This window comes from Pseudomonas brassicacearum subsp. brassicacearum (assembly GCF_008801605.1).
Taxonomy (GTDB): Bacteria; Pseudomonadota; Gammaproteobacteria; order Pseudomonadales; family Pseudomonadaceae; genus Aquipseudomonas; species Aquipseudomonas brassicacearum.
The window spans coordinates 357,263-379,228 of record NZ_VZPJ01000002.1 but is presented as its reverse complement, the minus strand read 5'-3'; the positions used below and the strand labels follow the sequence as shown (position 1 = coordinate 379,228).

Below are 21,966 nucleotides of genomic sequence, written 5' to 3'. Positions count from 1 at the left end.
CAGAGCAGCACAATTCTCTGAGCCTGTTAAAATGCCGGCCCATTTCGCAAACGACTCCCTGACTCTGTCATGTCCCGACTCAATCCCCGGCAGCAAGAAGCCGTGAACTATGTCGGCGGCCCTCTTTTGGTGCTCGCCGGTGCAGGCTCCGGCAAGACCAGCGTAATCACCCGAAAGATCGCGCACCTGATCCAGAATTGTGGCATCCGCGCCCAGTACATCGTCGCCATGACCTTCACCAACAAAGCCGCCCGGGAAATGAAGGAACGGGTCGGCGGCCTGCTGCGCGCTGGCGAAGGCCGCGGCCTGACGGTCTGCACCTTCCACAACCTGGGCCTGAACATCATCCGCAAGGAACACGCGCGGCTGGGCTATAAACCGGGCTTCTCGATTTTTGACGAGACCGACGTCAAGGCCCTGATGACCGACATCATGCAGAAGGAATACTCGGGCGACGACGGCGTGGATGAGATCAAGAACATGATCGGCGCCTGGAAAAACGACCTGATCCTGCCGCCCGAGGCTCTGGAAAACGCCCGCAACCCCAAGGAACAGACCGCCGCCATCGTCTACACCCACTACCAGCGCACGCTCAAGGCGTTCAACGCGGTGGACTTCGACGACCTGATCCTGTTGCCGGTCAAACTGTTCCAGGACCACGCCGACATTCTCGAAAAATGGCAGAACAAGGTCCGCTACCTGCTCGTGGACGAATACCAGGACACCAACGCCAGCCAGTACTTGCTGGTGAAGCTGCTGATCGGTACGCGCAACCAGTTCACCGTGGTAGGCGACGACGATCAGTCGATCTATGCCTGGCGCGGCGCGCGACCGGAAAACCTGATGTTGCTCAAGGAAGACTACCCATCGCTCAAAGTGGTGATGCTGGAGCAGAACTACCGCTCCACCAGCCGCATCCTGCGCTGTGCCAACGTGCTGATTTCCAACAACCCCCACGAGTTCGAGAAACAACTGTGGAGCGAGATGGGCCACGGCGACGAGATCCGCGTGATCCGTTGCCGCAACGAAGACGCCGAAGCCGAACGCGTCGCCATGGAAATCCTCAGCCTGCACCTGCGCACCGACCGGCCATACAGTGATTTTGCGATCCTGTACCGCGGCAACTACCAGGCCAAGCTGATCGAGCTGAAACTGCAGCATCACCAGATCCCTTATCGCCTGTCGGGGGGCAACAGCTTTTTCGGACGCCAGGAAGTGAAGGACCTGATGGCCTACTTCCGCCTGATCGTGAACCCGGACGACGACAACGCCTTTCTGCGGGTGATCAACGTGCCGCGCCGGGAAATCGGTTCGACCACCCTGGAAAAACTCGGCAACTACGCCACCGAACGCAAGATCTCGATGTACGCCGCCACCGACGAAATCGGCCTGGGCGAACATCTGGACAGCCGCTTCACCGACCGCCTGGCGCGCTTCAAGCGTTTCATGGACAAGGTTCGCGAACAGTGCGCCGGGGACGATCCGATTTCGGCGCTGCGCAGCATGGTGATGGACATCGACTACGAGAACTGGCTGCGCACCAACAGCTCCAGCGACAAGGCTGCCGACTACCGCATGAGCAACGTCTGGTTCCTGATCGAGGCGTTGAAGAACACTCTGGAAAAAGACGAAGACGGCGACATGACGGTCGAGGACGCCATCGGCAAACTCGTGCTGCGCGACATGCTCGAGCGCCAGCAGGAAGAGGAAGACGGTGCCGAAGGTGTGCAGATGATGACGCTGCACGCCTCCAAGGGCCTGGAATTCCCCTACGTATTCATCATGGGCATGGAAGAAGAAATCCTGCCGCACCGCTCCAGCATCGAGGCCGACACCATCGAGGAAGAACGGCGCCTGGCCTATGTCGGGATTACCCGGGCCCGCCAGACGCTGGCCTTCACCTTCGCCGCCAAGCGCAAGCAATACGGCGAAGTGATCGACTGTGCCCCCAGCCGCTTTCTCGATGAACTGCCGCCGGATGACTTGGCCTGGGAAGGCAACGACGACACGCCGACGGAAGTCAAAGTCGTTCGCGGCAACAGTGCCCTGGCCGATATACGCGCGATGTTGAAGCGTTAGAATCGACTACTTTTTTTCACCAGGTTGTTTACCCAATCCAGACGCTGAAGGCGTCACCAGAGGAGGCTTCATGGAAGCCCTGCACCAGAAAATTCGCGAGCAAGGTATCGTGCTTTCCGATCAGGTCCTGAAAGTCGACGCGTTCCTGAACCATCAGATCGACCCGCAGTTGATGAAGCTGATCGGCGATGAATTTGCCGCGCTGTTCAAGGACTCGGGCATCACCAAGATCGTTACCATCGAAGCCTCAGGGATTGCCCCGGCAATCATGACCGGGCTGAACCTGGGCGTACCGGTGATCTTCGCCCGCAAGCAACAGTCCCTGACCCTGACGGAAAACCTGCTGTCGGCCACCGTGTATTCGTTCACCAAGAAAACCGAAAGTACCGTCGCCATCAGCCCGCGTCACCTGACCAGCAGCGACCGAGTGCTGATCATCGATGACTTCCTGGCCAACGGCAAAGCCTCCCAGGCGCTGATCTCTATCATCAAGCAGGCCGGCGCCACCGTCGCCGGGCTGGGGATCGTGATCGAGAAGTCATTCCAGGGCGGTCGTGCGGAACTGGATGCCCAGGGCTATCGGGTTGAATCCCTGGCGCGGGTGAAGTCGTTGGCCGGTGGGGTCGTGACCTTTATCGACTGACCCTGTGCCTCCTGTGGGAGCGAGCTTGCTCGCGATAGCGGTCTGTCAGACACATTTTGTGTACCAGATTCACCGCTATCGCGAGCAAGCTCGCTCCCACAGGGGTTTCAGGTGGGTCGCCAAGGCGCAGTCGCCTTGAGCCCCGCCAGCAACAACCGTTGAAACAACTCATCCTTCAGCCCTTCAGGGCTGGCCAGCTGCATCCGCTCCAGATGCCCGGCAAACTCCCATGGCTCCGGCGCATCGAGCGCGGCCTTGCCCAATTCCAGGATCTCGGTGAGTTTGAACTTGCTCTTGAGCCAGTTCAGCGCCCGCAACAGGTCCCGCTCGACCTCATCGAAATCACACCCCAGGGGGTATTCGGGAAACAGGTTCGGATGGCGTGCCTGGATCGCCTGCAAGCGTTCCGATGTGTTGTCGGCGAAGCGCGGATCGAGGCGGAAATCCTTCGGCAATTTGCCGGCGGTTTGCGCCTGCTCGATCAACCCGGGCTGGAAGCGTGAATCGCTGATGTTCAGCAACGCCTCGATCACCGCGGCGTCGGTCTTGCCTCGCAGGTCGGCAATGCCGTACTCGGTCACCACGATGTCGCGCAAGTGCCGGGGAATCGTGCAATGGCCGTACTCCCAGACGATATTCGAGCTGATCTCGCCCCCGGCCTCACGCCAACTGCGCAGCAGCAGGATCGAACGCCCGCCCTCCAGCGCATGGCCCTGGGCAACGAAGTTGTACTGCCCGCCCACGCCGCTGAGCACCCGCCCGTCTTCCAGTTGATCGGCCACCCCGGCCCCCATCAGGGTCATGGTGAAGACCGTGTTGATGAAGCGGGCGTCGAGGCGCTGCAGGCGCTTGAGCTGTTCCTGGCCGTACAGCTCGTTGATGTAACTGATGCGCGTCATGTTGAATTCGAGAAGGCGGCTTTGCGGCAACTCGCGCAGGCGCTCATAAAAACTGCGCGGCCCGAGGAAGAATCCGCCGTGTATGCAGATGCCGTCGGGTTGCGCCGCCTCATCGAGGGTGCCGGCGTTGGCCCGCTCCTGGGTCGGAACGTCGGGGTAGACCTTGCGCCGGATGATTCCGGCCTCGGCCAGCACCAGCAAACCGTTGACGAACATCTCACTGCAACCGTACAGCCCTTTGGCAAACGGCTCGAGCCCACCTTCACGCTCGATCAGTTGCGCCCACTGGCTAAGGTTCAGGTCCGTCAGCAACGCCTGGTAACCGGCGTTATCGGCCTGGCGTGCGAGCAGCGCCGCCGTCAGCGCATCGCCCATGGCGCCGATGCCGATCTGCAGCGTCCCGCCGTCGCGCACCAGGGTACTGGCGTGCAGGCCGATCAGATGATCCTGGAAGCCCACCGGCATGTTCGGCGTGGAAAACAACGTGTGGCTGTCCTTCTCGTCGATCAACAGGTCGAAAGCGTCGATGCCGACTTCCGCGTCGCCGGGCATGTAGGGCAAATCGTTGTGCACCTGGCCGACCAGGAGGATGGTCTCCCCGGCCGCCCGCCGCTTGGCGATCATCGGCAGCAGGTCGAGGGTGATGTCCGGGTTGCAGCTCAGGCTCAGGCGATCCGGATGCTCAGGATCGCTCGCCACCAGTTGCGCCACCAGGTTCAAGCCGGCGGCGTTGATGTCCCGGGCGGCATGGCTGTAGTTGCTGCTGACATAGTTCTGCTGGGCCGAGGCACTGTGCAACAGGCTGCCGGGCTGCATGAAGAACTGCTCGACCCGAATGTTGGGCGGCAGGCTGTCCTGATGCAGGTCGGCCAGGTAATCCAGTTCGGGATAGTCGCCGAAGACCCGTTCGACAAAGGGCTCGAGGAAGCGCTTCTGCAGACCATCGCCCAGTTTAGGTCGGCCCAGGCTCAAGGCCGTGTAGATGGTCAACTGTCGCTCGGGCAGTTGTGCAATGCGCCGGTACAGCGCGTTGGCGAACAGGTTGGGTTTGCCCAGCCCCAGGGGCATGCCAAGGTGAATATGCGCGGGCAGGCGCTCGAGCACGTCATCCACCGCCTGTTCGATTGAACACAACTGCACCATCGGACCCTCCTGGACATTCCATGAATGTGGGTTGGACCGAGCTTGCCGCGTCTTGGTTGCGATGAACAGCCCTGGAAAAACCCCAGGCACAAAAAAGCCGCTCGTAAGCGGCTTTTTTGCGCAAGATATCGGCGTATTACAGGCCGGACATCTCTTTGATGGCGCCCTTGAGGTCGTCATCCGAGCAATCGGCGCAAGTACCTTTAGGCGGCATGGAATTGATGCCGGTAATAGCCTTGGCCAGGATGCCGTCGAGGCCGCCCTGGTGATCGGCGCGCTCTTTCCAAGCCGCCTTGTCACCGATTTTCGGCGCACCCAGCAGGCCTGTACCGTGGCAAGCGTTGCAATGCTTTGCAATCACGTCAGCCGGCTTCTTGGCACCACCCGCGCCGCCAGCGGCAGTGGCAACTTCCATGCCTTTGCATTCTTTCCCCTGGACGCAGACCTGGCCAACGGGTTCGAGGCGCTTGGCGATTTCGTCGGTGGTCGCCGCTTGGGCACTGACTGCCCATAGGGCCAATACGGTTGCTGGTGCAGCCAGCATTTTCATAATTAGGTTCACGCGTACACCCTCAATGGTGGCTAGTCACGCCTGCGGCCACGGTTTGCAGGCGGGCGCAAGTATAGCGGTAAGCCCGTCACACTGAAACAACCCCAAAGTCGCAAGGGTCTTGTTTGCAGTGACGACTCGTTCCCTGGGCGCCTTTGCCGTGCGGGGCCGGCGCCGCTTTTTCTAGAAATTGGCCGGTGTGGCTGCGCTGATCAGTCGCGCCGGCACGTCGAACGGATTACGGAAACGGTGGGGCTTGGTGCTTTCGAAATAGTAGCTGTCGCCGGCTTCGAGCACGAAGGTTTCGACACCGACCACCAGTTCCAGCCGCCCTTCCACCAGGATCCCGGTTTCCTCGCCCTCATGGGTGAGCATCTCTTCACCGGTGTCGGCGCCAGGCGGATAGATTTCGTTGAGGAAGGCAATCGCCCGGCTCGGGTGTGCCCTGCCCACCAGCTTCATGGTCACGGCGCCGTCGGAGATGTCGATCAGTTCGTTGGCTTTATAGACGATCTGAGTCGGTTTCTCCTGAAGGATTTCTTCGGAGAAAAACTCGACCATGGACATGGGAATCCCGCCAAGGACCTTACGCAGCGAGCTGATCGAGGGGCTGACGCTGTTCTTCTCGATCATCGAAATAGTGCTGTTGGTGACACCCGCGCGCTTGGCGAGCTCACGCTGGGAAAGGCCTTTGAGTTTACGAATGGATTGCAGTCGTTCACCGACGTCCAATGCTGGAGCCTCCAGGGAATCAGGTTGTGAGGAAAGTGAGCGTTATCATGGCGACAGCGTTCAGTATTTACAACACTTTGACCCGAATCCTGTTCGGTGAAGCGACTTTCGGTAGCTGACGCCGCGCGTCAATGCCCGGAATAGAGCCGTGGCACCCGCCGCAGGTTGCAGAAAATCTGATAAGGGATCGTGTCGGCGGCCTTGGCAACGTCGCTGGCAAGGATGTTCTTGCCCCACAACTCCACGGTCGAGCCGAGCCCGGCCTGGGGGACATTGGTCAAGTCGACACACAGCATGTCCATCGACACCCGTCCGACCAGTTGGCTGCGCTGCCCATCCACCAGCACCGGTGTACCGGTGGGCGCCTGGCGTGGGTAGCCGTCGGCATACCCCATGGCGACCACACCGACCCGGGTCGGTTGCGTGGTCACAAAACGGGCACCGTAGCCCACCGGTTCGCCAGCGGGTAATTCACGCACGCAGATGATCTTCGACTCCAGGGTCATCACCGGTTGCAGGCGCGAGGCGACGGCGTTGGGCTCATCAAAGGGCGTGGCCCCGTAGAGCATGATGCCCGGGCGCACCCAGTCGCTGGGTATCTGCGGCCAACCCAGCACGGCCGGTGAGTTGCGCAGGCTGATCTGCGCCACCAGGCCCTGGCGGGCCTTGTCGAATATCGCCAGTTGCTCAGTGCTGCTGGGATCGTGCAGTTCATCGGCACGGGCGAAGTGGCTCATCAAGACAATCTTCGCCACCTTGCCGCTGGCGAGCAGGCGACGGTAGGCCGCCTGGTAATCCGCCGGATGCAGGCCGACCCGGTGCATACCGGAATCGAGCTTGAGCCAGACCGTGATCGGCTGGCTCAATGCGGCTTTTTCAATCGCTTCGAGCTGCCACAACGAATGCACCACGCACCAGAAATCGTGCTCGACGATCAACGGCAACTCACTGGCCTCGAAAAAACCCTCCAGCAGCAGGATCGGCCCTCGGATCCCACCAGCCCGCAGTTCCAGGGCTTCTTCGATGCAGGCCACGGCGAACCCGTCCGCCGTGTCCTGCAGCGCCTCGGCGCAACGCACCGCGCCGTGCCCATAGGCATCGGCCTTGATCACCGCAAGGGCCTTGGCCCCCGTGATTTCGCGGGCCAATTGGTAGTTGTGACGCAGGGCTTGGAGATCGATCAGGGCACGGGCAGGACGCATGGCGGCAGGCTTCTAGGCGGTCATGAATAAAAAACCGGTGCTGGCTGACAGCATGAACCACCAACAGCACCGGGAGAGGGATCGTTTGGGCCGGTATTTAAGGCAACGCGGCCACGACGGACAGCTCCACCAGAATCTCCGGTTCGCACAGCTTGGCTTCCACCGTGGCACGGGCCGGGGCGACACCCTTGGGCAACCATTTGTCCCAGACGGCGTTCATGCCTTCGAAGTGGGCCTCGATGTCCTTCAAGTAGATCGTCACCGATAACAAACGATTCTTGTCGGTTCCGGCCAGGTCCAGCAAGCGCTCGATATTGGCCAGGCTTTCGCGGGTCTGCTGTTCAATACCGGCGTTCATGTCGTCGCCGACCTGTCCGGCCAGGTAAACGGTGCCGTTGTGCACGACAACCTGGCTCATGCGGTCATTGGTGAGCTGGCGCTGGATTGACATGTTTTGCAGACTCCTGGTGTTTGCTGCCATAACGGGAAATATCGAGGCCTTCGGCGCTGATCTGCGGCTTTTTCTTCGCCATCAGGTCGGCCAACAGGCGACCGGAACCGCAGGCCATGGTCCATCCGAGGGTGCCATGGCCGGTGTTCAGGAACAGATTCTTGAAGGGCGTGGCCCCCACGATTGGTGTGCCATCCGGGGTAGTCGGGCGCAAGCCGGTCCAGAAACTGGCCCGGGCCAGGTCGCCGCCCTGAGGATAAAGGTCGTTGACGATCATCTCCAGGGTTTCGCGCCGGCGTGGGTTGAGGGACAGGTCAAAACCGGCGATTTCCGCCATGCCGCCCACGCGAATGCGGTTGTCGAACCGGGTGATCGCGACCTTGTAGGTTTCGTCGAGAATGGTCGAAGTCGGCGCCATCGCCGGATTGGTGATCGGCACGGTCAGGGAGTAGCCCTTGAGCGGATACACCGGAGCACGGATCCCGAGAGGCTTGAGCAGTTGCGGTGAATAGCTGCCCAGGGCGAGGACGTAGCGGTCGGCGGTTTCCAGCTTGCCGTCGATCCAGACACCGTTGATGCGATCACCGGCGAAGTCCAGGCGCTGGATATCCTGGCCGAAGCGGAATTGCACACCGAGCTTCTCGGCCATTTCCGCCAGGCGCGTGGTAAACATCTGGCAGTCGCCGGTCTGGTCGTTCGGCAGGCGCAAGGCGCCGGCCAGAATGTCGGTGACATTCGCCAGGGCCGGTTCAACCCGGGCAATGCCCGCGCGGTCGAGTACTTCGAACGGCACACCCGACTCTTTCAGCACGGCGATGTCTTTTGCCGCGCCATCGAGCTGGGCCTGGGTGCGGAACAGCTGGGTGGTCCCCAGGCTACGGCCCTCGTAGGCAATGCCGGTTTCGGCGCGCAGCTCGTCGAGGCAGTCACGGCTGTACTCGGACAGGCGCACCATGCGTTCCTTGTTGATGGCATAGCGGCTGGCGGTGCAGTTGCGCAGCATCTGTGCCATCCACAGGTATTGGTCAATATCGGCAGTGGCCTTGATCGCCAGCGGCGCGTGGCGCTGCAGCAGCCACTTGATGGCCTTGAGCGGTACGCCCGGCGCGGCCCACGGCGAGGCATAACCCGGCGACACCTGGCCGGCGTTGGCGAAACTGGTTTCCATGGCAGGCGCCGGCTGACGGTCGACCACCACCACTTCAAACCCGGCACGGGCCAGATAATAAGCACTGACGGTGCCGATGACGCCGCTACCCAAGACCAGAACGCGCATGTTGATGCCCTCATCGCGGATAACCGCTGACGTTTGTTGTACATAGCTTTGATGGTCGCAGTGTAAAAAAGATTAGCCAGTGCTTTTCACTATATAAACGCCTATATTTGGCGAGAATTCTCGGCAAAAACCCTTTTCACGGAGGCGCATCACCTGTGCGTACCAACACCCAGACCAAACGTGAGCTGGACAAGATCGACCGCAATATCCTGCGCATTCTCCAGGCGGACGGGCGCATCTCCTTCACTGAGCTGGGGGAAAAGGTCGGCCTCTCCACCACGCCCTGCACCGAGCGGGTACGGCGCCTGGAGCGCGAGGGCATCATCATGGGCTACAACGCCCGGCTCAATCCGCAGCACTTGAAGGGTAGCCTGCTGGTGTTTGTCGAGATCAGCCTCGACTACAAGTCCGGCGACACGTTCGAAGAGTTCCGACGCGCCGTGCTGAAACTGCCTCACGTGCTGGAATGTCACCTGGTGTCAGGGGACTTCGACTATCTGGTGAAAGCACGGATTTCCGAGATGGCTTCGTACCGCAAGCTGCTGGGGGACATCCTGCTCAAGCTGCCCCATGTGCGCGAATCCAAGAGCTACATCGTGATGGAAGAGGTGAAGGAGAGCTTGAACCTGCCGATTCCGGATTGATGACGGTTTCCAAGGCAAGGGTCGTCTGGACGGCCGCTTTCGCGAGCAGGCTCGCTCCCACATCGCGCGGTGGTGAATACCTTCTTGTGGGCAACGGAGATCCATTGTGGGAGCGAGCCTGCTCGCGAAAGCTGCGACTCGGTATTTCAGACCGCTAGACCAACACCTGACGAGTGCTGGCCATGTATTCATGAATCTGCTTCTCGACCCGCGGATGGATCAATTCCACCGGCCGCCGTCCATTGGGACACGGCAGGGTCGCCGTGGTGCCGAACAGCCGGCAGATCAGCGGGCGCTCGTCGTAGACGGTGCAACCGTTGGGCCCCAGGTGCACGCAGTCGAGCGCTTCCATGGCCGCGTCCTGTTCGGCCCGGGTCTTGCGGGGCAAACGGGCCATTTCCTCCGGCGAGGTGGTTACCGGACCACAGCAGTCATGGCAGCCCGGTACGCACTCGAACGAGGGAATCTGCTGGCGTAGCGTGCGGATTTTTTGACTGTTGCAGCTCATTGAGGCGATTACCGAGGGAGATGGTCCAGGATTCTGCCTTAAAAGCCGCGCACCAGACAGCGCCAGCCGACCGGTGTTGCCCAGTAAGGAATCGCCAGCTTATGCTCCGTAAAATTTCTCAAACACAAAAATCAGGATTACGCACATGAACGCCCGTGTTCAGCAACCTGTCCCGAGCCACGCGCACGCCGCCTCTTATTACGCCGCCAGCAGCCTGCCGCAACCGGACCATCCGCTGCTGCAGGGTGAATTGCGGGCGGATGTCTGCGTGGTCGGCGGCGGGTTCTCCGGGTTGAACACGGCGATCGAACTGGCCGAGCGCGGCATGAGCGTGGTGCTGCTGGAAGCGCACCGGATCGGCTGGGGCGCCAGCGGGCGCAACGGCGGCCAATTGATTCGTGGCGTCGGCCATGGCCTCGATCAGTTTGCGCCGATCATCGGCGCCGAGGGCGTGCGCCAGATGAAGCTCATGGGCCTTGAGGCCGTGGAGATCGTCCGACAGCGCGTCGAGCGTTTCCAGATCCCGTGCGACCTCACCTGGGGCTATTGCGACCTCGCCAACAAGCCCAGCGACCTGGAAGGCTTCGCCGAAGACGCCGAAGAACTGCGCAGCCTGGGTTATCGCCATCCGACCCGACTGCTGCAAGCCAACGAAATGCACAGCGTCGTGGGTTCGGATCGCTACGTCGGTGGGTTGATCGACATGGGCTCGGGGCATCTGCATCCGCTGAATCTGGCCCTGGGCGAAGCCGCCGCCGCGCAACAGCTGGGGGTCAGGCAGTTCGAGCAATCAGCGGTCACACGTATCGACTACGGCCCTGAAGTGAAGGTGCACACCCAACAGGGCTCGGTCCGCGCCAAGACGCTGGTGCTGGGCTGCAACGCTTACCTCAATGGACTCAATCCGCAACTGGGCGGCAAAGTGCTGCCCGCCGGCAGCTACATCATCGCCACCGAACCCTTGAGCCAGGCCCAGGCGCAGGCGTTGTTGCCACAGAACATGGCGGTCTGCGATCAACGTGTGGCGCTGGATTACTACCGGCTTTCGGCGGATCGACGCTTGCTGTTTGGCGGGGCCTGTCACTATTCCGGCCGCGACCCACAGGACATCGGCGCCTACATGCGCCCAAAGATGCTCAAGGTCTTCCCGCAACTGGCAGATGTGAAAATCGATTATCAATGGGGCGGGATGATTGGCATCGGCGCCAACCGTTTACCGCAGATCGGCCGGCTCAAGGATCAGCCTAATGTGTATTACGCCCAGGCCTATTCCGGCCATGGGGTGAATGCCACGCACCTGGCTGGCAAATTGTTGGCCGAAGCCATCAGCGGGCAGCACAGCAGCGGCTTCGATCTGTTCGCCCAGGTCCCGCACATGACCTTCCCTGGCGGCAAGCACCTGCGCTCGCCGCTGTTGGCGCTGGGGATGTTGTGGCATCGGTTGAAAGAGTTGGTTTAAAAGAATTCACCACGACTGACAACGCTATCGCGGGCAAGCCTTGCTCCCACAGGCCATTTCAATCTGTGGGAGCAAGGCTTGCCCGCGATAGCCGTCTCAGGGCCGGCACCACTTCAAAGCCGCCAGAACGGCCTGAGCCCCTCCTCCAACGCCTGCGCCCGAGTCAGCCCGATATCACGCAACTGTTCGGGTGTAAGTTCCAACAAGGCTTGGCGTGTATGCAGACGATGCCAGAACAGGGCCCAACGGCTCAGGCCGGACGGGGGATTGCGCAACATCGCACTACGCAGCCCCTTCTCCTGCCCTGCCGCCAGTTCCTGACTGTGTAACGTCAGCCGCACATCGCTCAAGCCGTTCATTTTGATCGCTCCTGTTTACTTGGGTAGCCAGAGGTTTCATGATGCGCGGACGGTCAAAAGCAATACAGATTCAACTAATTTTTTTTATAAGCATACAGATTCGGTATTTCCAGCACTGAATTGTCATTTTCCACCCCAACTGTATCGGTTGCAGTGATCCATCTCATCGGGAGCGCACCATGACCCTCTACGTGAACCTCGCCGAATTGCTCGGTACCCGCATCGAACAGGGCTTCTACCGCCCCGGCGACCGGCTGCCATCAGTGCGGGCATTGAGCACGGAACATGGTGTCAGCTTGAGTACGGTGCAGCAGGCCTATCGCGTGCTGGAGGACAGTGGGCTGGCGATGCCGAGACCCAAGTCCGGCTATTTCGTACCCGTGGGCCGCGAACTGCCGGACCTGCCGGTGGTAGGCCGTCCGGCTCAGCGCCCAGTGGATATTTCCCAGTGGGACCAGGTGCTGGAGCTGATCCGCGCCGTACCGCGCCCGGACGTGGTGCAACTGGGACGCGGCATGCCGGATATCAATTCGCCGACCATGAAACCGCTGCTGCGCAGCCTGGCGCAGATCAGCCGCCGACAAGACATGCCCGGCCTGTATTACGACAACATCTACGGCAACCTCGCGCTACGTGAGCAGATCGCCCGGCTGTCGCTGGACTCCGGCTGCCAGCTGGGGCCCAACGATTTTATCGTCACCACTGGCTGCCATGAGGCCCTGTCGGTCAGCATCCGCGCCACCTGCGAACAAGGCGATATCGTCGCGGTGGACTCACCCAGTTTTCACGGAGCCATGCAAACCCTCAAGGGCCTGGGCATGAAGGCTTTGGAAATCCCCACCGACCCGCTCACCGGCATCAGCCTGGATGCCCTGGAACTGGCGCTGGAGCAATGGCCGATCAAAGCCATACAGTTGACCCCCAGCTGCAATAACCCGCTGGGCTACATCATGCCCGACGCCAATAAACGCGCGCTGCTGACCCTGGCACAGCGCTTCGACGTGGCGATCATCGAAGATGATGTGTATGGCGAGTTGGCCTACACCTACCCTCGCCCGCGCACCATCAAGTCCTTCGATGAAGACGGCCGCGTCCTGCTCTGCAGTTCTTTTTCCAAGACCCTGGCGCCAGGGCTGCGTATTGGCTGGGTCGCGCCAGGCCGGTATCTGGAGCGGGCGCTGCACATGAAATACATCAGCACCGGTTCCACCGCGCCACAACCGCAGATCGCCATTGCCGAATTTCTCAAGGGTGGGCATTTCGAACCCCATTTGCGCCGGATGCGTACGCAATACCAGCGCAATCGCGACGTGATGATCGATTGGGTCAGCCGCTATTTTCCATCGGGCACCCGGGCCAGTCGCCCGCGGGGCAGCTTCATGTTATGGGTCGAATTGCCCGACGGTTTCGACACGCTGAAGCTCAATCGGGTCCTGCTCGACCAAGGCGTGCAGGTCGCTGTCGGCAGCATTTTTTCGGCATCGGGCAAGTACCGCAACTGCCTGCGGATGAACTACGCTGCCAAGCCAACGGCCCAGATCGAAGAAGCCGTGCGCAAGGTCGGAACCGCCGCTAGCGCGCTGTTGAACGAAACCCAGCGCGACGTCGTCTGAACTTTACCCAGGGAAGCAGCACTCAACAGCCGATCAACGTGAACAAGCGGAACGATCCTACGTGAGATCCAGACCGATCCTGCCTGCGCTGCTGTTAGTCGTCTCACTGCTGAGCGGCTGCGCCAGTCTTGATGTCACCCGCGAGCCCTCCCAGGCCTTACCGGCCGCCGAATCTTCGTTCGGCCGCTCGGTCCAGGCCCAGGCTGCCGCCCATGAAGGGCGCTCGGGCTTTCGGCTACTGTCGGACAGCACCGACGCGTTCATCGCCCGGGCCGAGTTGATTCGCCACGCCCAAGGCAGCCTGGATTTGCAGTACTACATCGTCCATGACGGCATCAGCACGCGGATGCTCGTGGATGAATTGCTCAAGGCCGCCGACCGGGGCGTGCGCGTACGGATCCTGCTGGACGACACCACCAGCGATGGCCAGGATCAGATCATCGCGACCCTCGCCGCTCATCCGCAGATCCAGATCCGCCTGTTCAACCCGCTGCACCTGGGACGCGCCACCGGCGTGACCCGCAGCCTTGGGCGCCTGCTCAACCTGTCGCAGCAACACCGCCGGATGCACAACAAACTGTGGCTGGCGGACAACAGCATGGCCATCGTCGGCGGTCGCAACCTGGGCGATGAGTATTTCGACGCCGAACCCAACCTGAACTTCACCGACATCGACCTGCTCAGTGTCGGGCCAGTGGCCGAACAATTGGGGCACAGCTTCGACCAGTACTGGAACAGCGCCCTGAGCAAACCCATCGAACAGTTCCTGTCCCATCGCCCCACGCCCAAGGACCTGGCCAACAGCCGCCTGCGCCTGCAAGAATCCATGGAGCAGACCCAAAAGGAAAATCACGCGCTCTACCAGCAATTGACCGCCTACAAGACCCAACCGCGCCTGGACACCTGGCGCGACCAGTTGATCTGGGCCTGGAACAAGGCGCTGTGGGACGCGCCCAGCAAGGTGCTGGCCAAGGACGAGCCGGATCCGCAGCTATTGCTGACCACGCAATTGGCGCCGGAACTGACCGGAGTCAGCAAAGAACTGATCATGATTTCCGCCTACTTCGTCCCCGGTCAGCCAGGTTTGGTCTATCTGACCAGTCGCGCCGATGCCGGCGTGTCGGTGAGCCTGCTGACCAACTCCCTGGAAGCCACCGACGTGCCCGCCGTGCACGGCGGCTATGCGCCGTACCGCAAGGCCCTGCTGCAACATGGTGTACGCCTGTTCGAGCTTCGCCGACAACCGGGCGACAAAGGCAGCAGCCCTCACCTGTTCTACAGCAAGTCCTACGGCCAATCGGACTCCAGCCTGCACAGCAAAGCGATCATCTTCGACCAGCAGAAATCGTTCATCGGCTCGTTCAATTTCGACCCGCGCTCGGTGCTGTGGAACACCGAAGTCGGCGTGCTGGTGGACAGCCCTGAACTCGCCGGCCAAGTGCGCGACCTGGCCTTGCAGGGCATGGCGCCGGCCCTGAGTTATCAGGCCAGGCTGGAGGATGGAAGGCTTGTATGGACCACCGAAGACAACGGCCAGACGCACGACCTGGACCGCGAACCGGGCAGTTGGTGGCGCCGGTTCAATGCCTGGTTCAGCACGACGGTCGGGTTGGAGCGGATGTTGTAATCCAGCGGGGTGTTCAAGCGGTTTGGGTGGTCCCGAATGCCCCTTGGCGCAACAACAGGATCACCAGGCCAAACGCCCCTGCCGCCATGAACAAAGGCAGCGCATGCCCGCTGATCCACTGGCTGCCCGCTCCTGCCGCCAGTGGGCCGATCAGGCAACCAAGGCCCCACAGTTGCGCGACGTGGGCGTTGGCCCGCACCAGCGCATCGTCGCGGTAACGCTCGCCGATCAGGATCAGCGACAACGTGAACAAACCGCCAGCACTGGCGCCGAACAGCACCCACAGCGGCCAGATCAACAAAGTATCGATCAAAAGTGGAACCGCCAGGCTCGACAACGTCAGCACCACCGCACAGCCCGTCAACAGCGCCCGGCGAGACACGCGATCGGCCAGCGCGCCGATGGGCAACTGCAACAGGGCATCACCGACCACCACGGTGCTGACCATCGCCAGCGCTATGTCGGCGGTGAAGCCCTGGCGCAGGCAATACACCGGCAGCAACGTGAGGATCATGGCCTCGAACGCGGCGAACAACGAGACCGCCCAGGCAATCGCCGGCAAGCCTCGGCAAAACGTCCACAAGTCGCCAAACGTCACGCTGCCAGCCTCGCTGCTCGGTGCACCGCTACGGCCCAGCAACAGCAAGGGTGCGCTCAGCAGCAAACCGACACCCACCCAGAACCCATAGTCATGATCGGTCCCCAGCGCACCCAGCAGCAGCGGGCCGGACAACTGGCTCAGGGCGTAGCTGCTGCCGTACAGCGCCACCAGTCGCCCACGCCATTTCTCAATGACCAGTTGATTGATCCAGCTTTCACCGAGAATGAACACCAGGGTCAGGACCACGCCAATCACCAGGCGCAGCAGCAACCAGACCGGATAGCTGGGCAACAGCGCCAGCAACCCGATGGAGACCGCGCCGCCCCACAGGCACAGGCGCATCAACGCCGCCGTGCCAAACCGCGCCGCCAGCCGGCTGGACATCTTGGCCCCGAGCAGCACCCCCACGGCCGGCATGGCGGCCATCACGCCAATGGCGAACGAGCCATAGCCCCAGCCCTCCAGGCGCAGCGACACCAGCGGCATGCTCACGCCCAAGGCCAGGCCGACACTCAGGACAGACGCCAACACGGCGAAATAGGTCGCCCAACGCATTTCCACGCTCCTGTGGAGGGTTATCAATCTCAACCATCCCCCAAAACACTGTGGGAGCGAGCTTGCTCGCGATGACGGCGCAACATTCAACAAAGTCGTCGACTGTCATACCGCTATCGCGAGCAAGCTCGCTCCCACAGGGGGGATCAGCGCTGCATGAGACCCCGGACAGGATCCGGGGCCCCCATTGTCAGAGCTTGATCCAGGTCGACTTCAGCTCGGTGTATTTGTCGAACGCATGCAGCGACTTGTCGCGACCGTTGCCCGATTGCTTGAAACCACCGAACGGCGCGGTCATGTCGCCGCCGTCGTACTGATTGACCCATACGCTGCCGGCACGCAGGGCCTTGGCGGTCAGGTGGGCCTTGGAGATGTCCTTGGTCCATACCGCCGCGGCCAGGCCGTACGGCGTGTCGTTGGCGATCTCGATGGCCTGCTCGGCGGTGTCGAAAGCAATCACCGACAACACCGGGCCGAAAATCTCCTCCTGGGCGATTTTCATCGCGTTGCTCACGCCATCGAAAATCGTCGGCTCGACGTACGTACCGCCCGTTTCCTCAAGGATGCGCTTGCCGCCAGCCACCAGTTTGGCGCCGTCGCTGTGCCCGGCCTCGATGTAGGACAGCACGGTGTTCATCTGCTGGGTATCGACCAGGGCGCCCACATTGGTGGCCGGGTCCAGCGGGTTACCTGGCTTCCAGCCCTTGAGGGCTTCGATCACCAGTGGCAGGAACGTGTCCTTGATGGAACGCTCCACCAACAGCCGCGAGCCGGCGGTGCAGACTTCGCCCTGATTGAAGGCGATGGCGCTGGCGGCGGATTCGGCGGCGGCTTGCAGGTCCGGGGCATCGGCGAACACGATGTTCGGGCTCTTGCCGCCGGCTTCCAGCCAGATACGCTTCATGTTGGATTCGCCGGAGTAGATCATCAGTTGCTTGGCGATCTTGGTAGAGCCGGTGAATACCAGCGTATCGACGTCCATATGCAGGGCCAGGGCCTTGCCGACGGTATGGCCATAGCCTGGCAGCACGTTCAGCACGCCTTTCGGAATACCAGCCTCGATCGCCAATGCGGCGATGCGGATGGCGGTCAACGGGGATTTTTCCGACGGTTTGAGCACCACCGAGTTACCGGTGGACAGCGCTGGACCGAGTTTCCAGCAGGCCATCATCAACGGGAAGTTCCAGGGCACGATAGCGCCCACGACACCCACCGGCTCACGGGTTACCAGGCCCAACTGGTCGTGCGGCGTGGCCGCCACTTCGTCGTAGAGCTTGTCGATGGCTTCGCCGCTCCAGCTCAAGGCTTGGGCCGCGCCGGGAACGTCGATGTTCAGGGAGTCACTGATCGGCTTGCCCATGTCCAGGGTTTCGAGCAGCGCCAGTTCTTCGGCATGCTGCTTGAGCAGGCCGGCAAAACGAATCATGGTGGTTTTGCGCTTGCTGGGTGCCAGGCGCGACCAGACGCCGGAATTGAACGTGGCACGGGCGTTTTCGACCGCACGCTGGGCGTCGGCAACGTCACAGCTGGCGATCTTGCCCAGCAGGCGGCCATCGACCGGGCTGAGGCAATCGAAGGTTTCGCCGGACACCGCATCGGTGTACTCGCCGTTGATGAAGGCGCGGCCTTCGATCTTCAGGTCGCGGGCGCGTTGTTCCCAGTCGGCACGAGTCAGGGTGGTCATGCGTGTGTCCTCCTCTTATTGAGTACGAACGCCGCGCGGTGCGCAGCGCTCAAAAGAATTCTGCCCAACCAGCCTGGTTTCGGCGCCGTTTTCGGCATAGGGCACCCGCCACCCTAAACCAGCGGCTGGTCATGTTTCAATATATTTGACACAACGCTGGCAAACGACCTTGCGATGTTCGTTTTAATAAACATAGACTCGAGGCCTTCCAAGCGATCACTGGGGATCACCCGCATGAGCATTCAGGACATCGTTGATTTCAGCCAGGCCAATACCACCGCCGAACGTTATCGCCCGGACCCGGCCAAGGTGTTCAAGGGCGATCCCGAGCAAACCGTGTTCAACCACTACAGCAGCCCCTGCGGGCAAATGAACGCGGGCGTATGGGAAGGCGCCGTCGGCCAGTGGACGGTCAATTACACCGAGCATGAGTATTGCGAGATCGTCCAGGGCGTTTCCGTGCTTCGGGACGACGATGGCAATGCCAAGACCCTGCGGGCCGGTGACCGTTTCGTGATTCCAGCGGGGTTCAAGGGTACTTGGGAAGTGTTGGAGCCGTGCCGGAAGATTTATGTGGTGTTCGAACAGAAGGCTTGAGGATTTGTGGGGCCTGGCCCGGCCTCACGGGCAACAAAAAAGGCCCATATCTCGCGATACGGGCCTTTTTCGTAAGAAGGAAAAAATCAATTACTTGATTTTGCCTTCCTTGTAGATCACGTGCTTGCGAACAACCGGATCATATTTCTTGATCTCGATTTTGTCCGGGGTAGTACGCTTGTTCTTGTCGGTAGTGTAGAAGTGACCAGTACCGGCGCTCGAGATCAAACGAATCAATTCACGCATGATTAGCTCCCTTAAACCTTGCCATCGCGACGAAGTTCGGCCAGCACGACACTGATGCCACGCTTGTCGATGATACGCATGCCCTTGGCAGATACGCGCAGACGCACAAAACGTTTCTCTTCTTCAACCCAGAAGCGGTGATGCTGCAGGTTCGGCAGGAAACGACGACGGGTTTTGTTGTTTGCGTGGGAAATGTTATTCCCAGTCACCGGACCCTTACCGGTAACTTGACAGACTCTCGACATGCCTCAGCCCTCTAAAACCACATGCCCAACCCGGCATGGGTTGGCCGCTTAATCTCTCAGTCATTTGGCGCCAGGCGCCGCGTTTCTTTAAGGGTCTTACCGGCTACACCTACAGTGAAGGAACCGGGCCCCTAGAAAAGAGCGCTGCTTTATACCAGAAAGACCACAGCGCAACAACAGCCGATGTGATTTGTCTTCATGGCGAATCATCGACCAACCGCCCCGGGCGGCGGGGGCAGAGGCTGGCAAAGCACCTTACCGCTCGTCGCTGCATACAGGTTTTTTTCACCGGCGGCGTTTTTTAGTCCATCAACGCGCCGGCGCAGAGTGCCGGAAAATGCAAAAAGGGGATAGTCATTTAGCGGCGAGCCCACTAGGGTAGGCCTTTTCCAGACTGCACTCGCAGATGGGCCTTCGACTTGCACAGGAAACCGACCATGCGCCTCGCTGCCCTACCATTGTTGCTCGCCCCTCTGCTGATCACCCCGCAGGCCTTGGCCGCCGCCCTGAGCGTCTGTACCGAAGCCAGCCCGGAAGGGTTCGATGTCGTCCAGTACAACTCCCTGACGACCACCAACGCCTCCGCCGACGTGCTGATGAACCGCCTGGTGGACTTCGACACCGCCAGCGGCAAAGTGGTCCCGAGCCTGGCCGAGCGCTGGGAAGTCTCCACCGATGGCCTGGCCTATGTGTTCAAGCTGCGGCCACAGGTCAAGTTCCACCACACCGACTACTTCACGCCGCGCCGTGACCTGACCGCCGAGGACGTGAAGTTCAGCTTCGAGCGCATGCTCGACCCGGCGAATCCCTGGCACAAGGTGGCGCAAAGCGGCTTCCCCCACGCCCAGTCCATGCAACTGCCAGCGCTGATCAAGAAAGTCGACGCACTGGACCCGCTGACCGTGCGCTTCACCCTCGATCACGCCGACTCGACCTTCCTGGCGACGTTGAGCATGGGTTTTGCCTCCATTTATTCGGCCGAATACGCCGATCAGTTGATGAAGGCCGGTACACCGGAAAAACTCAACAGCCTGCCGGTCGGCACCGGCCCGTTCATTTTCAGCCGGTTCCAGAAGGACGCCTCGATTCGCTACAAGGCCAACGATGCCTATTTCGGCGGTAAACCCCAAGTGGACCCGCTGGTCTTCGCCATCACGCCGGATGCCAATGTGCGCCTGCAGAAATTACGCCGCAACGAATGCCAGATCGCCCTGTCGCCCAAGCCGCTGGACGTACAAGCCGCCAAGCAAGAACCTACGCTGAAGGTCGAGCAGACCGACGCTTTCATGACCGCGTTCGTGGCGATCAACAGCCAGCATCCACCGCTGGACAAGCCTGAGGTGCGCCAAGCCATCAACCTGGCCTTCGACAAGGCCAGCTACCTGAAGACCGTCTTCGAAGGCACCGCCGAAGCCGCCAATGGCCCCTACCCGCCCAACACCTGGAGCTACGCCAAAAACCTGCCCGGCTACGCCCATGACCTGGCCAAAGCCCGCGACCTGATGGCCAAGGCCGGATTGAAGGAAGGCTTCCAGACCACCATCTGGACCCGCCCTTCCGGCAGCTTGCTGAACCCCAATCCCAGCGCTGGCGCACAACTGCTGCAGTCCGACCTGGCGCAGATTGGCATCCAGGCCGAGATCCGGGTGATCGAATGGGGCGAACTGATCCGTCGCGCCAAGGCCGGCGAACATGATTTGCTGTTCATGGGCTGGGCCGGCGACAACGGCGACCCGGACAACTTCCTCACGCCACAGTTTTCCTGTGCGGCGGTCAAGTCCGGCACCAACTTCGCCCGCTACTGCAATCCCGACCTGGACAAACTTATCAGCGCCGGCAAGACCACCGGCGAACAGGGCGTGCGGGCCAAGCTCTACGAACAGGCCCAGGCCCAGATCCAGCAACAGGCCCTGTGGCTGCCCCTGGCGCACCCAACCGCGTTCGCCCTGACCCGCAAGGATGTGCAGGGTTATGCGGTGAGCCCGTTTGGGCGCCAGGATTACTCCAAGGTCAACATCAAATAACCCCAGCCCCACAGCCCCCTTCTGTGGGGGCCTGTGGGAGCAAAGGGATTTTTCAAGCCTGATCGGGCCTACATCCACCCACGCTCCGCCATCGACAACGGCTCCCCATCGCCAACGATGAAATGGTCGAGCACCCGCACATCGATCAGCTCCAGCGCCTCCTGAAGCCGCTCAGTGAGCACCCGGTCGGCCTGGCTGGGCTCGGTGTCGCCGGAGGGGTGGTTGTGGCACAGGATCAACGCGGCGGCGTTGTGGGCCAGGGCGCGCTTGACGACCTGCCGGGGATGGACACTGGCGCTGTCGATAGAGCCGCGAAACAGCGCCTCGAAGGTCAGCACCTGGTGCTTGGAATTGAGAAACAGGCAACCGAACACCTCGTGGGGTTCGTGACGCAGCATCGATTTCAGGTACTCACGCACCGCGAACGGGCTTTCCAGCGACGTTTTTTCCCGTGCCTGTTCAGCCAAATGCCGACGGCTCATTTCCTGAGCCGCTTGCAGCTGGGCAAACTTCGCCGGCCCGAGCCCCATATGATTACTGAATGTGATCTGATCGGCTTCAAGCAGCGCGCGCAGGCTGCCAAATTGAATCAATAGTTGTCGCGCCAGATCCACCGCGCTTTTGCCCGACACGCCGGTGCGTAAAAAAATCGCCAGCAGCTCGGCGTCCGACAGACTCCCCGCCCCTAGCGCCAATAACCGCTCCCGTGGCCGCTCGGCCGCGGGCCAATCGCGAATACTCATGGCATCTCCCTGATTGTGGGCGCCGCTGTTCCGTAGCGGTCGCTGTGATATCGTAGCCCATCTTTTTTGCAGGCGATTTGCACCCT

Annotated in this window: 21 protein-coding genes; 8 read left to right on the top strand and 13 right to left on the bottom strand. The window is 61.2% G+C overall.

Annotated elements, in window-relative coordinates; genetic code table 11:
- The first annotated feature begins 69 nt into the window (after window positions 1-69).
- A complete protein-coding gene (gene rep / locus F7R20_RS07450) occupies window positions 70-2,079 on the top strand; it encodes a DNA helicase Rep (RefSeq protein WP_003206834.1) in 2,010 nt (669 codons plus the stop codon).
- Window positions 2,080-2,149: 70 nt separating this feature from the next.
- A complete protein-coding gene (locus F7R20_RS07445) occupies window positions 2,150-2,722 on the top strand; it encodes a xanthine phosphoribosyltransferase (protein WP_003206836.1) in 573 nt (190 codons plus the stop codon).
- Window positions 2,723-2,829: 107 nt separating this feature from the next.
- Here the strand turns inward: F7R20_RS07445 and F7R20_RS07440 are convergent, their stop codons facing one another.
- The 6 genes from F7R20_RS07440 to dadA form a co-directional block, all read right to left on the bottom strand.
- A complete protein-coding gene (locus F7R20_RS07440; RefSeq protein ID WP_003206838.1) occupies window positions 2,830-4,764 on the bottom strand; it encodes an acetyl-CoA hydrolase/transferase C-terminal domain-containing protein in 1,935 nt (644 codons plus the stop codon).
- 136 nt (window positions 4,765-4,900) lie between these two features.
- On the bottom strand, window positions 4,901-5,314 hold the full coding sequence (locus tag F7R20_RS07435) for a c-type cytochrome (RefSeq protein ID WP_003206840.1): 414 nt from the start codon (window positions 5,312-5,314) through the stop codon (window positions 4,901-4,903).
- 183 nt (window positions 5,315-5,497) lie between these two features.
- Entirely contained in the window at window positions 5,498-6,046 is a 549-nt protein-coding gene (locus F7R20_RS07430) for a cupin domain-containing protein (protein WP_003206841.1), read from the bottom strand.
- Between the two features lie 128 nt (window positions 6,047-6,174).
- Window positions 6,175-7,248 carry an alanine racemase gene (alr, locus tag F7R20_RS07425; protein ID WP_003206843.1) on the bottom strand — a complete coding sequence of 358 codons (1,074 nt, stop codon included), beginning with the start codon at window positions 7,246-7,248 and terminating at the stop codon, window positions 6,175-6,177.
- A 97-nt stretch (window positions 7,249-7,345) separates the two neighbouring features.
- Window positions 7,346-7,699: a RidA family protein gene (locus F7R20_RS07420; RefSeq protein ID WP_003206844.1), complete on the bottom strand. Its 354-nt coding sequence runs from the start codon at window positions 7,697-7,699 to the stop codon at window positions 7,346-7,348.
- Window positions 7,671-8,975 carry a D-amino acid dehydrogenase gene (gene dadA, locus F7R20_RS07415; RefSeq protein WP_003206846.1) on the bottom strand — a complete coding sequence of 435 codons (1,305 nt, stop codon included), beginning with the start codon at window positions 8,973-8,975 and terminating at the stop codon, window positions 7,671-7,673. The genes F7R20_RS07420 and dadA overlap by 29 nt, the downstream gene beginning before the upstream one ends.
- Window positions 8,976-9,130: 155 nt before the next feature.
- Here dadA and F7R20_RS07410 point away from each other — a divergent pair, with 155 nt between their 5' ends.
- Complete coding sequence (locus F7R20_RS07410; protein ID WP_003206849.1) at window positions 9,131-9,619, top strand: Lrp/AsnC ligand binding domain-containing protein; 489 nt, start codon at window positions 9,131-9,133, stop codon at window positions 9,617-9,619.
- Between the two features lie 154 nt (window positions 9,620-9,773).
- Here F7R20_RS07410 and F7R20_RS07405 read toward each other — a convergent pair whose 3' ends face one another.
- Window positions 9,774-10,127, bottom strand: a complete 354-nt coding sequence (locus tag F7R20_RS07405; protein WP_003206850.1) for a YkgJ family cysteine cluster protein — start codon at window positions 10,125-10,127, stop codon at window positions 9,774-9,776.
- A gap of 145 nt (window positions 10,128-10,272) precedes the next feature.
- Between F7R20_RS07405 and F7R20_RS07400 the strand changes: the two genes are divergently transcribed.
- Window positions 10,273-11,586 (top strand): NAD(P)/FAD-dependent oxidoreductase, encoded by a 1,314-nt coding sequence (locus tag F7R20_RS07400; RefSeq protein WP_003206851.1) that lies wholly within the window; start codon window positions 10,273-10,275, stop codon window positions 11,584-11,586.
- 113 nt (window positions 11,587-11,699) lie between these two features.
- Here F7R20_RS07400 and F7R20_RS07395 read toward each other — a convergent pair whose 3' ends face one another.
- Window positions 11,700-11,945: a DUF1127 domain-containing protein gene (locus F7R20_RS07395; protein ID WP_003206853.1), complete on the bottom strand. Its 246-nt coding sequence runs from the start codon at window positions 11,943-11,945 to the stop codon at window positions 11,700-11,702.
- A gap of 179 nt (window positions 11,946-12,124) precedes the next feature.
- Here F7R20_RS07395 and F7R20_RS07390 point away from each other — a divergent pair, with 179 nt between their 5' ends.
- Both F7R20_RS07390 and F7R20_RS07385 read left to right on the top strand, forming a co-directional pair.
- Window positions 12,125-13,558 carry an aminotransferase-like domain-containing protein gene (locus F7R20_RS07390; RefSeq protein WP_003206854.1) on the top strand — a complete coding sequence of 478 codons (1,434 nt, stop codon included), beginning with the start codon at window positions 12,125-12,127 and terminating at the stop codon, window positions 13,556-13,558.
- A 61-nt stretch (window positions 13,559-13,619) separates the two neighbouring features.
- Window positions 13,620-15,185, top strand: coding sequence for a phospholipase D family protein (locus F7R20_RS07385; RefSeq protein ID WP_003206855.1), 1,566 nt, complete (start codon window positions 13,620-13,622; stop codon window positions 15,183-15,185).
- Window positions 15,186-15,198: 13 nt separating this feature from the next.
- On the opposite strand, the gene F7R20_RS07380 is transcribed toward F7R20_RS07385, so the two are convergent.
- The gene (locus tag F7R20_RS07380; protein WP_003206857.1) at window positions 15,199-16,341 is read right to left on the bottom strand and encodes an MFS transporter; all 1,143 of its coding nucleotides are present in this window, start codon (window positions 16,339-16,341) and stop codon (window positions 15,199-15,201) included.
- Between the two features lie 190 nt (window positions 16,342-16,531).
- Window positions 16,532-18,025 (bottom strand): aldehyde dehydrogenase, encoded by a 1,494-nt coding sequence (locus F7R20_RS07375; protein WP_003206859.1) that lies wholly within the window; start codon window positions 18,023-18,025, stop codon window positions 16,532-16,534.
- Between the two features lie 234 nt (window positions 18,026-18,259).
- On the opposite strand from F7R20_RS07375, the gene F7R20_RS07370 reads away from it, so the two are divergent.
- A complete protein-coding gene (locus tag F7R20_RS07370; protein WP_003206861.1) occupies window positions 18,260-18,622 on the top strand; it encodes a cupin domain-containing protein in 363 nt (120 codons plus the stop codon).
- A gap of 90 nt (window positions 18,623-18,712) precedes the next feature.
- On the opposite strand, the gene rpmG is transcribed toward F7R20_RS07370, so the two are convergent.
- The gene (gene rpmG / locus F7R20_RS07365) at window positions 18,713-18,868 is read right to left on the bottom strand and encodes a 50S ribosomal protein L33 (RefSeq protein WP_003177274.1); all 156 of its coding nucleotides are present in this window, start codon (window positions 18,866-18,868) and stop codon (window positions 18,713-18,715) included.
- An 11-nt stretch (window positions 18,869-18,879) separates the two neighbouring features.
- On the bottom strand, window positions 18,880-19,113 hold the full coding sequence (gene rpmB / locus F7R20_RS07360; protein ID WP_003177273.1) for a 50S ribosomal protein L28: 234 nt from the start codon (window positions 19,111-19,113) through the stop codon (window positions 18,880-18,882).
- A 437-nt stretch (window positions 19,114-19,550) separates the two neighbouring features.
- Here rpmB and F7R20_RS07355 point away from each other — a divergent pair, with 437 nt between their 5' ends.
- Complete coding sequence (locus tag F7R20_RS07355) at window positions 19,551-21,137, top strand: ABC transporter substrate-binding protein (protein WP_003206863.1); 1,587 nt, start codon at window positions 19,551-19,553, stop codon at window positions 21,135-21,137.
- 68 nt (window positions 21,138-21,205) lie between these two features.
- On the opposite strand, the gene radC is transcribed toward F7R20_RS07355, so the two are convergent.
- Window positions 21,206-21,880: a RadC family protein gene (gene radC / locus F7R20_RS07350; RefSeq protein WP_042956403.1), complete on the bottom strand. Its 675-nt coding sequence runs from the start codon at window positions 21,878-21,880 to the stop codon at window positions 21,206-21,208.
- Window positions 21,881-21,966: the final 86 nt, after the last annotated feature.